Below are 14,546 nucleotides of genomic sequence, written 5' to 3' on the forward strand. Positions count from 1 at the left end.
TACTAAAGCCACCGAAACGATGATTATAGTGCAATTAAGCTTAAACCCACATTACGCATTAGCCAAATACTACAAAGCAATTCTACTTCATAGTTCTTTCATTAGCTCTAAAACCATACTATAGTATGCTTTAATCACTAATTCAGACCTATTTTGTATAATTACTTTTCGTTTATATGTCTATTGCATAATCTGGGTTAAATAGAAGTGAATAGGTTATTCAAGAGCAAAAAATGTCAATTGATGTATCTATACCCTATAAGAGCTGAATACTCCTGTATTTTTGTGTAAGAATAATAAGAGAAGATGAGAATAAATAGATATTTGGGCAGGGGATATCGCAGTACTGCGGCTCATGTTTTGCAACAGGCTTTTAATGAAAAACTAAAAGGAATACTAGGGACAGAGGAAGAAATACATCAAGTTATTTTAGCATCTCTAGATGCTAAGCATATTATCGTGGCACGTTCTAGTGAAGGAGAATTAATAGGTGTAGCAGCTTATCAACACAATGGTCAATGTACTTTGAATATTTCTCTGAGTATTATGATTAAGGTATATGGGCTGATAAGAGGACTTTATAAGATGATGCAGCTCATTATGTACTTTCCTTCTAAGAGAGATAAGGATGTGGTCTATGTAGATGCTATTGCGGTAGATGAGAATTTTAGAGGATTAGGAGTCGGAAAAATGCTATTAGAAGAAGTAGAAAAGTTAGCTTTAGAACATCATGCAAGATATGTAAGTTTAGATGTAATTAAAGAGAACCCTCGTGCAAAAAAACTATATGAGCAAATAGGTTTTGTAGAAGTGAAATACAACGAATTAGACGAACGAACAAGTGATAAACTTGGCTTTTCAGGGTATTATTATATGATGAAAGTAATAGGTTAAATGCTATTCTGGTATTGTAATTGAGAGCTATTTCTTAACTTAAGACTAAGGAAGACAAGTTCAGTTATAAAAAATGTAAAACGAGCTTTGTTTTTTGTTACTTTAGGTATATAATCGAAAAAATCAGGAAAGAATAGCATAATTTTAATCTGTAATGAAAACACAAAAGCAAAAGAGGAGTAAGAAAGAATGGAGGTATAGAGTAGCTTTAACGCTCTTAGTAGCGTTGTTTTTTATTTTTTCGTTGTACATTATTAGTACTGCAGATCAGTATCAGATAGTTTCTTTTGAGAGTGGATATACCTTTACGGCAGATGTGATTTGGTTTATAGCTATCAGTTGGATTGTGACTACCCTAGGTATTTATCTGTCAGACCGATTGCCGATAAAGACGTATTCTATAAAAGAAGTAATTCGGTTTGGAGTATTGCATGTGATTATTTGTGTTGTAGTCTTCTTATTTTTAGTTATTGTGACAGATTACTATTTAATAGATCAAGATCATACAGCACGAGAAGACTGGTTAGGCGCTAGACAGATGTTTTTTATAGGCTTATGCCTTACTGTCTTTGTTATTGTTGTACACAATGGAAGAAAGCTAGTAAAGATGTGGAAAGAGTCTGTTTATGAAAATGCACAGATGAAAGAAATAGTATTACAGAGCCAACTAGCATCTTTAAAAGCTCAATTAGACCCACACTTTATGTTTAATAATTACAGTGTACTAAGAAGCCTAATCCAAGAAGATAAAGAGAAAGCAAGTGAATTCTTAGAGCGATTGTCTGATGTGCAACGCTATCTATTGGTAAACCTAGAGCATGACTTAGTCAGTCTAGCCAAGGAGATACAGTTCTTGATTGATTATTTATACTTGATTAAGATTCGCTTTGGCGAAAGTATACAAGTAGAGATCAATGTCAGACCAGAGCTGTTAGGAATGAAGATTCCACCCATGACTTTACAATTGTTATTAGAAAACGCAATAAAACACAATAAAGCAACCAAAAAAAGTCCCCTCTTTGTGAATATTTATGGGGAAGAAGAATATTTAATTATTGAGAATAACCTCCAATTATTGAACACTCTTCCTCATTCTTCTAAGTTAGGACTGACGAATATAAAGAAGAGATACTTACTGATCGAAGACAGAGAGGTCGTGATAGAACAGACCGTATCCGTTTTTAGAGTTAAAATCCCATTGTTATAAGCTATGATAAAAGTATTGATAGTAGAAGACGAACAGTATAATGCACAGCATCTGACTACCTTACTTCAGGATATAAAAGAAGATATTCAGGTCGTACAGGTTATAGAAGGTGTAGAGGACTGTATAGAATGGCTAGAACAGCATGATGATATTGACCTAATCTTTATGGATATAAGATTAGGAGATGGAGTATGCTTCGAAATATTTGATGCTATAGAAGTAAATGTACCGATTGTTTTTACGACAGCTTATGATCAGTATGCCTTACAAGTATTTCAGGTTAACAGTATAGATTATTTATTAAAACCAATCAAAAAATCTGCCTTAGAACAAAGCATAGCGAAGTATAAAAAACTGCATCAATTACAGGTCTTAGATAAAGAAATCTTAAGTAATCTAACCGAAGTTATACACGGAAAGAAACAGAGTTATAGAACACGTTTTTTACTGAGTAATAACGATAGGTATAAAGTTGTACAGACAAGTGATATTGCCTATATCTATACGGAATTTCGTTTGTCTAAAGCAGTTATGTTTGATAAATCTGTTCACGTATTACCATTCACTATGGAAGAACTAGAATCAGAATTAGATCCTAATCGATTCTTTAGAATATCTAGACAATATCTAATAAGCTACGAGAGCATCACTGCTATTCAGAATAATCTAAACAGTAAGGTAAGTGTAGTATTACAGGGTGATGTAGAGGTAGATCTAAGTAGAGAAAGAACACGAGCGATAAAGCAATGGCTTGACACATAGTCCTTAGGAGGTTAACGGTTCACAGTAATTAGTTTACAGTCTTGCCCTACGGGCTTAATACAGTTTACTCTAATATTATAGACTAAATGATTTTACTAGTTGTTGATATAGTGTAAGTTAAAAAAAGGGAACCTTATATTGAGGTTCCCTTTTTTAACATATATGATTACTCTTTTAGCTGTATTGCTAATAAGGCTTTACTACTTGTGCTGTCGCAGATATTTAATTCGTGGTGTGTATGCACCTCTATAATGTACTTAGAGGGTGTGATATACTATACATGGACAGCATAGACCAATCGATTTCACACCATCGCGATTTTATAAAAAAACGACATCACAAAAATACAAACCCTTACTCTTTTAATTGGATAGCTAAGATTTCACCCGTAGCACAGATTATTCCATTAGCCTCTAGGGTTAGATCTACCCATACCTTTCTGCCCTCTATGCTTCTTAGTTTACCCTTTAGCACTAGTTCTTCTCCCATAGGAGTAGAGGCTTTAAAATCAACTTTAAGAGAAGCTGTTACACATCTCACAGGTATAGTGTCTTCTAGTGGGATATTATTGTGCTTACACAAAAATGCCGCTGCTGATCCTGTACCATGACAGTCTAGTAGAGAAGCGATTAAACCACCATATACGCTTCCTGGTATAGCAGTGTATTTAGTATCTGGAGTAAAACGAGCGATTGTTTCTTCTCCGTCAAGATATGTTTTTAGTTGATGTCCATTAGGATTGTTTTTTCCACAGCCATAGCAGTGCGCTAAGCTCTCAGGATATAGATCTTGGATTGCTTGTGTCATAATATTTGTTTTGGTTGTTATTCGATAGAGGAATCCCTCTATTACAAATAAAGTTATTTTTATTGAAGTACAAAAATTTAACCTGATTAGAGTATGGATTATAACTGCTAAAAATGTAAAAAATTTTTTATCATTTGATAAAAAAAACCTTTTTCTATATCCTAATCTTTGTATCCCAAAAATAGCGTGATAAGGCTATATCATTATTAAATAATAATTTAATCAATACAAGTAAAATGGAAAATAGAGGACCTATTTCTCAATTTATGGCGCATAATTATCGCCACTTTAACTCAGCAACTGTAGTAGATGCTGCTCAAGGGTATGAAAAGTTTTTAGATGAAGGAGGGAAGATGCTTATTTCTCTTGCAGGTGCGATGAGTACTGCTGAGCTAGGAATCTCATTAGCAGAGATGATTAGACAGGACAAAGTAGCTATTATTTCATGTACAGGGGCTAACTTAGAGGAGGATATTATGAACTTAGTAGCGCATTCTCATTATAAAAGAATTCCTAACTATAGAGACTTAACTCCTGAGGATGAGTTAGCGCTGTTAGAGAATAAATATAACCGTGTTACGGATACGTGTATCCCTGAAGAAGAAGCATTTAGAAGAATACAAGGGCATATCGAGAAAATATGGAAAGATAGCGAAGCAGCAGGTGAGAGTTATTTTCCACATGAGTATATGTATAAGTTACTATTAAGCGGTGTGTTAGAAGAGCATTATGAGATAGATCCTAAAAACTCATGGATGCTAGCTGCTGCAGAAAAAAACTTACCAATCGTAGTACCAGGATGGGAAGACTCTACGATGGGGAATATCTTCGCTTCTTATGTAATCAAGGGGGAATTGAAGTCTAGAACAGTGAACAGTGGAATAGACTATATGGTGTGGTTAGCAGATTGGTATAAAAAGAATGCTGTAGATCAGGGAGTTGGTTTCTTCCAGATAGGAGGAGGTATTGCTGGAGATTTCGCTATGTGTGTAGCTCCTATGTGGGCACAGGATTTAGAGGATGATTCAGTATTGAGATGGAGATACTACTGTCAGATTACAGATTCTACCACTTCTTTTGGATCTTACTCAGGATGTATTCCAAACGAGAAGATTACTTGGGGTAAACTAGACGTAGATACACCAAGTTATGTAATCGAATCAGATGCTACTATTGTAGCCCCATTGATTTTCTCATGGGTATTGAAACAATAAATTAGAAAGAGCCTTCGGGTAGTCATGGTCGGAAGATTAATCTTCCGACCATGACTAGTTTTAGAACCTCTTTTTTTATGTTTACAAATGTAGATATTTAAATTATTACATTAATTTAGATCTAAATAAAGTTTAGATTTAAGTGATGAAAAGATTAATACTATTGTTTGTTCTGCTTGTTTTGTATGGATGTACAGATAAAAGCGGTATTAATTTAGACAAGCATTTTTTGGAAAAATTAGCATTTGATTATCCGCTACAAGTAACTGATGATAGAGATACTCTACCATCAAATTATAATTTTATAAATCTATACGCTAGATGCTCTGAAAAACAAGTTACTGTAATTCGTTTGACTAGTTTAATGAGGCTTTATGATCAGTCTAGTAAATCGGTTACATTCTATGAGTTTATTGAAAAAACACTAAATCAACAGAGAGTATTGGATAATTCAAAAGAAACTTCTTGTTTTGATTTAGTAAATAGTGTAACAGGAGAATATGAGAGATTGAGTTTTGATGAATTTATTGATTTGTATTTTTCAAAATCTTTATCTGATCAATATATTTTAAAGCAGGATGTAGATCCTAAAACAATAGATACTATTGCTTACTATTGTTTTATAAATAATTACTTAGTAGAATTTGATTGTTATATTGGTTTATACCATTTATATAAGATTAGTGATATAATTGAGTAAACGATGAGTATATGTGGGTGGTGGATTATGTTTATCTTTTTTTAGCTCCTATTTTAAGAATCTATTTTTTAATATTTAGAGAATTATAATTTAACCTAGACACAGGAAAAATAATAGAGTGAAGAAGAATATTATAGTTAAAATAATCGTGGTAATTAGTGAAAAAAGAGCCTTCGGGCTCTTTTTTTTGTCTTAGAATAAAGGACTAAAAGCAACGTTCCTTTTCTTAGGAATGAAATGAAAGAATGGTGTAATCAAAGTTTTTCTATGGTATTATTAATTGATTATTAGACTGTTCAATAGATACTAAAGCCTATTAAAATTCTAAATATGAGAATATTTTAACCAATCTAAAATCTAAAAACAGGACAAATCACAGCTGTTAAAAAAATTAACATATAGGCGTTTTTCAGGAATTTACAGCACGCGACAAAGTCAGTGATATCAAGGCTTTCGGGAAGATTGTTTGAGCGTTGTTCGGAAGTTCTTTGCAAAGTGTTCGGAAAAAGGGGGTGTTTTCCGAACACTTTCCGAACAAACCACAACGGAGACCGCATGAATACTCGGTTCGCAGTGAATTTACGATGTTAAAAAACTTGTTAAAATTTTGAAATTGAGATTTTGAAAGCTGTGGTTTGTGCTTTCTTTTTGGTAAGATGTACCAGACTTTGAATAGAAGAATATTCTCAATAATAACCATTGAGTCAAAGCCTTTACTGCAGGCAAAGGTAGTAAAAAAATAGATAGGAGAAAAGAGGGTGTAGGAGGTAAGGGGAGAAATAGGTGGTGTGTCTAAGAGAATTAAGCAATGGGAATTGTTTTATATAGCTATTTGAATTGTTGTATTTTGGTTTTGTTATTTTGATTAATTTTATTCAAAGTGTGAGGAAATGCTATTCATGTATTAATACTCTAATAATAGCAAATGATTTACCTTAAATTAAAAAACACTGCTTTATCTAGAATGATACTGTAGTTGTATAGCAGTAATGTAGATGTTATAATTAGATGATACAATGAAGTTAGTGGACTTAGTGAAATATTTCAGAAAAGGAGGGACTTATCAGGACTTTTGTAAGTTGTACTTCCTAAATGTTGATTCAGAGGTTATCGAAATATATATGGAAAAACCTTTTCAAATAGATAACGAGCTCTCTTTTTTTGAAATAGAACAGACAGAAGGAGTGTTAGAGTTTGAAGCTAATAATATAGTGTTGTCAAGTTTATTTGATTTCTATGTGTTTCTTGACATGATCGAAGAATCAAATCAAGAGACCTATAAGAATGTAAGCGATCTAGATATTGCTAAAAGGCTTATTAGTTATGGTTTAAATAATGCTTGAGGAAAGCAATACTTAATAGATGTTATTTTTATGAGACAAGATGTATGGGGAATAACGGAGAATATTTGTGATAAAAGGAAGATTAATAGTGAGAAATAAGATGAAAGAGATTAGTGAAGAGCAATCGTATAGCTATTTTTTAGAAACCCTTAATTGTTGTGGTACTTTTCTTCTAAATCGTAATGATGATGAAATAGAGTATTTGATTTTTGAAGTATTCGATATTAATGTTCGTACATTTTTTTATTGTGATACGCTTATAAAGTTACTTACTAATAAAAGAATATCAATAGAAATGTATGAAAAAGCAGAGAGAGTTAGAAATCTATATTTGAGTATCGAGGGGACGGACTTATGGAGTATTAAAGGTATAAGAGAAAGTGATATATGGAAAGAGATTTTTAATCTATGTGATGATATAAGAAGAAATGAAATTATAAAAGAATGAATAAGATACAGTTGTTTGGTAATCCCAGTAAGGATATATTGTCAAGAGATGTGTTATCTGTATAGTATTAAAACATTTTTTCTAACATATAGGTAACTATAATTTAACTTGGGCTTATAGACTAAATATTTCAATACCTTTATTTTTACGCATTTTATAAGCTATAATAGTGCCGATGCGTTGGTTTTTTATATTTTTTCTGTTTTCTTGCCTTTCTTGGGGGCAAAGTGTCCACTTTAAAACAATCACTACAAAAGAAGGACTTTCTAATAATTCTATTAATTGTATAGCAAATCACCCTGATGGGGCAGTCTGGATAGGAACATGGGATGGGCTAAACCTATTCGATGGCAAACAAGTAAAGGTCTATAAACACGACCCTAAGAATCCTAATTCTATTGGAGGTAATGATATTTATGCATTACTAAGGGATAGAGAAGATCGCTTGTGGATCTTATCTGATGGGAAACAGATAAGTTTATGGATAAAGGATGATGTTTTTCAGAATTATAGTTTTTCTAGTGAACCTCGTGTACTGAGTTTAGATGAACAAGGCAATATTCTCGTACAGCTAGAATCAAAAAAGTGGTTCACTTTTAGAGGAGGTCAGTTTGTATCTGTAGATGCTCGTTATATTGGTGATATGGCAGACCACTTAGTAGAGGATGCTAGAAAGAAGTCTCCTCAGTATTATGTGCAAGCTAGTTTACTAGAGAATATACGAGAGCAATTTCCGGAGTTCATTATCAATGCTATTGCAACAGAGACTAATGGGAATACATGGATCGGTACTAAAAGCCAAGGTGTTTTTCTATTAAGAGCAATAGAGGGGGAATATAAGATTATCGAAAACCATAAAGTAGATCCACAGCATCCTTATAGCTTACTCAGTAATGAGGTGATGGTACTGCATATAGATAAGTTTGACAATATATGGGTAGGGACTAAAGATGGTGGAGTCTCTATTCTACCGACGAATAAGGCAAGTCTTGATTATGTGTTTTCTCATTCAGAGAGACAACCTCATCTACCACATGAGACCATTCGCGCTATTGCGGTAGATAAGCTAGGAGGTAGATGGATAGGATATTATACACAAGGGGTTTTTTATCAAAAGAAGCGTAATGAACCTTTTGTACCAGTTGTTATAGAAAAATACAAAGAGAATAAGGATTGGAACAGAATACGCAGTTTATACTCGGACTCTCATGGTAATATCTGGATAGGAACCTATGCAGGAGTAGTAAAGATAGAAGAGGGTAAACAAGAGTTTTTTCAAGAGGGAATTACCAAGCATTTTATCAGTAATAGAACGTATGCCTTTGCAGAAGATATCAATCATTATCTATGGATGGGTAGCTGGGGAGGTGTGAGCAAGTATAATGCACTGACTAAAAAGTTTGAACCTTTTATCAATCAAGATAAATTAAAGCAATACCATATTCGTCATATTTCTATTCAAGATAATTTATTGATTTTAGCTACTGAAGAACATGGGGTGGTATTCTACGATTGTCGATCTGGGGAGATTAATATCATTAATCAAGAAAAAGGATTGCTAGGCAATAGTGTATTCTCTACTTATGCAGATGCTTTTACAGGTGATCTATGGGTGGCTACTTTAGGAGGGATATCAGTATTTGATACTGACTATGAACTTAAGAAGCAAATTAGAGAAGAAGATGGTCTTCCTAGTCATTTGGTGTATAGTCTTACTCCTTCTCAGGATGATGTTTGGATTAGTACTACTAAAGGAATAGCTTCAATAGATAAACATACTTATAACGTCTTAAACTTTAGTAATTATATTGGTTGGCAAGGACTAGAATTTTCTGAAGGAGCATATAGTCAGAGTAAAAAAGGCTTTTTGCTTTATGGAGGAAATAAAGGCTTAAATATCATAGATCCAGGACATCTCAGAAATGATCAAAAAGCCCCAGAATTTAGAGTCTTACTCAATGAACGTATAGCAGAAGAGGGAAAGGTTAGTTTTTTTGAACCAGATGAGAATAAATTGCGTCTTACTTTATATCCTATAGGTTTTAATCAATATCCGATTAATCAATTTGAATATAGAATAGTAGGTCTTTTTGATGACTGGAGGGTTCTTCCTCAAAAAGAAGTTAATTTAGATGATTTAGACCATAAACGCTATCAGATAGAGATACGTGATACAGTACAAAAAGACAAGCGTATAGTATATATGATTGCTTTTGAAATCGAAAAGCCTTTTTTCTTACAGCCTTACTTTGTTATTTTATTTGTCATCGCTGGAGGGGTAATTGTTTTATGGCGTGTACGTATCAAGCAAAGAAAGATGAGAAAGAGAGAGATCGAGCTTAAAAAACAGGTAAGAGATCGAACAAAGGAAGTGGAAGCACAAAAGAGACATCTCGCTAATAAAAATGAACAACTTAGTATTTTAAATCAAGAAATAGAACAACAGAAAGGAGAATTACTGAATCTACATAGCAAATTAAAGAATGACGATATAGAGATGGAGAATTTCAGAATCTTCTTGTTATCTCGAATTAAGAAACCTATTGTTAATACATTGGGAATACTAGAAGAATTAAATGTTGAAGCAGCACAAAAAGAGGAACTAATTAAAGTTTATGATATGGTTCGGGAGTGGAACTATATAGAGCAAGTTAAGGATTTTGACACTATAGAATTAGTAAGTGTAGAGATGACTTCTTTTATAGAGCACCTAAAAGAGGAGTGGGGAGCGATAAAAGAGAAGTATGGCGTAGAGATAGTAGTGTGTAATGAAGTAGATGCTCAGTGGGTAGAAGTAGATTTATTGCGTTTTAAACTGTGTTTGCGTTATCTGCTATACGAATGTTATAAATACTTAGAAGATAATCAGCAGATAACGGTTCGCTTCTATATGAAGAACAATGTTTTACATATTGATTTAGACTCAGAGAGTCATACTTTATTTGCGTTTTGGAATGACAACAGAAATTTTAGTCCTTACTACAGAGCTTTTGAGACTTTATTACAGAATCTAAATGGTATACTGATCATTAATAGTGAGTCAGTGTTCTCTCTTGGCATATCTATTCCTCTAGTCCCATTAGAAGAAAATAGGAGAGTAGAGAAGGGGAATTGGGATGAATTCTTAGAAGAGCTACAAGTGCTCCCAAAGGATAAAACCAATATTCTAGTGTATGCTAAAGAAGAGGATAAAGCAATTGTCAAACAGTTATTAGCAGGACAAGAAGATACTAATTTGGTCTATAATCACAGTGTGAGTAGAGTGGTAGGGAATATAGAGCATTATAAGTATGATGCTTTAGTACTTTATAATATTGAGATGTCTGATCGCACCTTATCTCTATTTGCACAGATTAAAAAACTGGCTCAGAAACAAAGGTTACTTATCTTTTATATCGCAGAGACAGTAGATTATTTTGTACAAGAGCAATTGAGTCAATTGGGGGTTAGTGATTTTATTCACTTACCAGTTGGTAAAACTACATTAGATAATATGGTTTTTAAGCGTATTCGCTATGATAAAGAAAACAAGGAAAGCAATACACTCCTTTGGAAGACGAATCTAACAGAGGATGTTATAGTGAATCTCTCACCTAATGAGCGCTTGTTTAGAAAGGGAATGGAAATGATGAATGCAAGATTTAGTGATGCCTCTTTTGGTGTAGATCAATTGACAGTAGAATTAGGTATTTCTAAGATGAAGTGCTATCGTTTATTTAAAGAGTTTGTAGAGCAATCTCCTTTAGAAATATTAATTGAAATGCGCTTACAAAAAGCAAAAGTATTGATCGAGAAAGGTGACCTAACGATTTCAGAAGTCTGTTTTGAATGTGGTTTTAACGATCCAAAGTACTTCAGTAAATCTTTTAAAAAACGCTTTGAACACAGTCCTTCACACTTTAAAAATGACTAGAAGAACGTGTAGAATAGATTATCCTAGTGTTAACTAAAGGTTATTGTCCAAATAGTACACTACTCTGATATAGAATTAGCCTTTTACTGAAAGATTATTACACTTGACTGAAAGAAAATTACCCCTGTATTATACAAAGCAGAAGTACTTTCGAAAGTGAAATATCAATGTAATCAATCTTATGAAAAGACATTTCTTAGTATGGCTGTTATGTATAGGAGGTAGTACTTTCTTACATGCACAAGTGATAGTAAAAGGAAAGGTAGCAGGCAAAAGTGATGGCCTACCTGTTTCTTTTGCTACAGTAATCGCTAATAAGGATAATTCTACTTGGGTAACTACGGATGCCGATGGGAATTTTACGCTAGAATTAGCCAAAGAAGCGGGTACTCTTTCTGTGGAGTATTTAGGATACAAAACGAAAACGATCAACTATCAAGGCGCTCAATTAGTAAGTATCCTTTTAGAACAAGACAGCAATATCTTAGATGAGGTTGTTCTAATTGGATATGGAGCTTCAAAGAAAAAAGATATTACCACTTCGATTGCAACAGTGGACAATATTAAACAAGTTGCTTCTAGACCAGTGTCTAATTTAAGTGATTTCTTACAAGGACAAGTTGCTGGGGTAACTGTAACGCAGCAAGGAGGAGATCCTTCTGAGAGCAGTAAGATGGTTATTCGTGGTTCAGGTTCATTAGCTAATGAGGCTCCACTTACTGTAGTAGACGGTGTGCCTTATTACGGACCAGCAATTAGCCCAAATGATATTGAATCTGTATCTATCTTAAAAGATGCGGCTGCAGCTGCAATCTACGGAGCTCAAGCTGCTTCAGGAGTAATTGTAATTACAACTAAAAAAGGAGTAAAGGGAGATCCTAGTGTTTCTTTAAATGTGTATACAGGTTTTTCAAAATCTACAAATCTACCAACACCATTAGATGCACAAGGGCAAGCTTCTGTATATAATATGGCAGCAGATAATGCAGGAGTTCCTAGACAGTCTGCGCATGATGCTCTACTTAATCCGTGGGGACAAGTGAATAGAACAAATTGGATGGATGAAATCTTTAGAACAGCAGCTATGCACAATGTAGATGCTAGTATCTCTGGAGCTTCTGACCATACGAATTATTTTGCTTCTCTTGGGTATAATAAAAAAGAAGGAACTTTAATAGGAACATTTTCTGAACGTTATAACTTTAGATTAAAGGCAGATACTAAGCTGACTGATAAAGTTACTATTGGAGAGAATGTATACTACTCAAATACAAATGCTATTGGTACTAATACTACAAGTTCTTATTCAGGAAGTGTTATCAGTGCTTTATATATGCCTTCTGCAGCGCCTGTATACGATGCTGATGGTAAATTTGGAGGAGTAGTCCCTCATGATTTAGCACAGTTTGCTGGAGCGTATGGAGATGTATATAACCCAGTAGCATTACTGCTAAGACCTACAACATCTAATCCAACGAATTTCTTAAATGCCAATGTGTATTTAAACTATGATATCGTTGATGGGTTATCCTTCAAGACTTCTTATAGTTATGATTATACAAGTAATAAGTATAAGAAATTTACGCCTAAGGCACCAGAGTTAGGAAGAACAAACTTAAATAACTACCTATTAGAAAATAACTACGAAAAAACCCATTGGATATGGGATAACCAGTTGACTTATCACAAGACATTTGGTAAGCATGATGTTAATTTAACAGCTATTCATTCAGCGCAAAAAACAAATTACGACTATATTTCTGTACAAGGAGAAGGTTTTGGAAGTGAAGAATCATTTAACCAATATATGGGTAATGCTTCTATCATCAGAAAGCCAGTTACAGAGGTGTATGAAGATGCCTTAACTTCTTTGATAGGACGTGTGATGTATAACTTCGATGATCGATATTTCGTATCGGGAAGTTTGCGTAAGGACACTACTTCACGTCTAGCTAAGAATAACCAATCAGAAGTATTCCCTTCTGCGTCTGTGGGATGGAGAATATCACAAGAGAACTTCTTTAATGTAAATGCAATAAGTGAATTAAAATTAAGAGCTTCTTGGGGACAAATCGGAAATATTAATTCTGTAGGCTATTATTCTTTTGATGTACCACTTAGCAATAGTGATATTATTATGGGAGAAGATGGTATGCTTACAGGTAAAGGAACTTATGTAAACCGTCAGTCTAACCCTAATTTAAAATGGGAAACATCAGAATCTTTTGATATTGGATTAGATGCTGCTTTCTTTAATGGACGTTTAAACGTAGTGGCTGATTACTTTAGTAAGCGTACTAAAGGGATGATCATTCCAGGATTAGAAGATGCTCATCATGGTACAGCGGCAGCAGATGTAAATGGTGGTGAAGTACTGAATAAAGGTATCGAATTGTCATTGAGTTATAATGATCATATAGGAGACTTAAACTATAAGATCTTTGGGAATGCAAGTTTCTTAGAAAATGAATTAGTAAACTTAAATGGATATAACCAAAGCGGAATAGATTATATCGCTCATGGAGATAATGTTCGTGGGGTACTTTCTCCATATAGATCTGTAGTAGGTAGACCGCTTTACTCTACTTATTTAGTTCCTTATTTAGGAATCTTCCAGTCGCAATCAGAGATTGATGCGCACCGTTCTAATGAGGGTAAATTAATACAACCTAATGCTAAACCTGGTGACTTTAAGTTTGAAGATAGCAATGGAGATGGTAAGATAGATAATAATGATAAGCAGTTTATGAACGCTTACTTACCTAAGATTACTTATAGTTTTGGTTTAAACTTAGAATATAAAAACTTTGATCTAAGTATGTTCTTCCAAGGAGTAGGTGATGTGAAAGTATTCAACGGATATAAGTTCACAGCTTACAATGCTTCTTTACAAGGATATAATTTAGATAGTCGTGTGATGGGAGCATGGACTCCTGATAATCCGAATGCTAGTCTTCCTAGATTATCTACTAAAGATGATAATCAGAACTATGGAACGACTTCTAGTTGGTACTTAGAAGATGCTTCTTATTTACGATTAAAGAACTTAACAATCGGATACACTATGCCTAAGAGTGTAATGAATAGTCTATCTCCTAAATCTAGTTTAAGAATATTCATGTCTGGAGATAATTTATTTACGATTACTGGATATGATGGTATAGATCCAGAAGTAGGAGGTGTAGGAATGGACGTAGCAAGATATCCTGTGTCAAGAACAATATCAGGAGGTTTCTTATTTACTTTTTAATCACTTAT

General features: G+C 33.7%; 10 protein-coding genes. 9 read left to right on the forward strand and 1 reads right to left on the reverse strand.

Features of this window, described 5'->3' with window-relative positions:
- Positions 1–306 precede the first annotated feature (306 nt).
- From BK054_RS13275 to BK054_RS13285, 3 genes are all read left to right on the forward strand, one after another.
- The gene (locus BK054_RS13275; protein ID WP_225581542.1) at positions 307–894 is read left to right on the forward strand and encodes a GNAT family N-acetyltransferase; all 588 of its coding nucleotides are present in this window, start codon (positions 307–309) and stop codon (positions 892–894) included.
- 154 nt (positions 895–1,048) lie between these two features.
- Complete coding sequence (locus BK054_RS13280) at positions 1,049–2,101, forward strand: sensor histidine kinase (protein WP_006258989.1); 1,053 nt, start codon at positions 1,049–1,051, stop codon at positions 2,099–2,101.
- Positions 2,102–2,104: 3 nt separating this feature from the next.
- On the forward strand, positions 2,105–2,863 hold the full coding sequence (locus tag BK054_RS13285; protein ID WP_006258988.1) for a LytR/AlgR family response regulator transcription factor: 759 nt from the start codon (positions 2,105–2,107) through the stop codon (positions 2,861–2,863).
- 354 nt (positions 2,864–3,217) lie between these two features.
- On the opposite strand, the gene BK054_RS13290 is transcribed toward BK054_RS13285, so the two are convergent.
- Positions 3,218–3,670: a PaaI family thioesterase gene (locus tag BK054_RS13290; protein ID WP_006258987.1), complete on the reverse strand. Its 453-nt coding sequence runs from the start codon at positions 3,668–3,670 to the stop codon at positions 3,218–3,220.
- 236 nt (positions 3,671–3,906) lie between these two features.
- On the opposite strand from BK054_RS13290, the gene BK054_RS13295 reads away from it, so the two are divergent.
- From BK054_RS13295 to BK054_RS13320, 6 genes are all read left to right on the forward strand, one after another.
- Positions 3,907–4,884 (forward strand): deoxyhypusine synthase family protein, encoded by a 978-nt coding sequence (locus BK054_RS13295; protein ID WP_006258986.1) that lies wholly within the window; start codon positions 3,907–3,909, stop codon positions 4,882–4,884.
- 145 nt (positions 4,885–5,029) lie between these two features.
- Positions 5,030–5,584, forward strand: coding sequence for a hypothetical protein (locus tag BK054_RS13300; RefSeq protein ID WP_071307357.1), 555 nt, complete (start codon positions 5,030–5,032; stop codon positions 5,582–5,584).
- A 1,016-nt stretch (positions 5,585–6,600) separates the two neighbouring features.
- Complete coding sequence (locus tag BK054_RS13305) at positions 6,601–6,927, forward strand: hypothetical protein (RefSeq protein ID WP_006265206.1); 327 nt, start codon at positions 6,601–6,603, stop codon at positions 6,925–6,927.
- 100 nt (positions 6,928–7,027) lie between these two features.
- Complete coding sequence (locus tag BK054_RS13310) at positions 7,028–7,375, forward strand: hypothetical protein (protein WP_006265207.1); 348 nt, start codon at positions 7,028–7,030, stop codon at positions 7,373–7,375.
- 175 nt (positions 7,376–7,550) lie between these two features.
- Positions 7,551–11,288 (forward strand): AraC family transcriptional regulator, encoded by a 3,738-nt coding sequence (locus tag BK054_RS13315; RefSeq protein ID WP_006258982.1) that lies wholly within the window; start codon positions 7,551–7,553, stop codon positions 11,286–11,288.
- A 181-nt stretch (positions 11,289–11,469) separates the two neighbouring features.
- Entirely contained in the window at positions 11,470–14,538 is a 3,069-nt protein-coding gene (locus BK054_RS13320; RefSeq protein WP_006265208.1) for a SusC/RagA family TonB-linked outer membrane protein, read from the forward strand.
- Positions 14,539–14,546: the final 8 nt, after the last annotated feature.

It is taken from the genome of Myroides sp. ZB35 (assembly GCF_001865835.1).
Classification (GTDB): domain Bacteria; phylum Bacteroidota; class Bacteroidia; order Flavobacteriales; family Flavobacteriaceae; genus Flavobacterium; species Flavobacterium odoratimimum.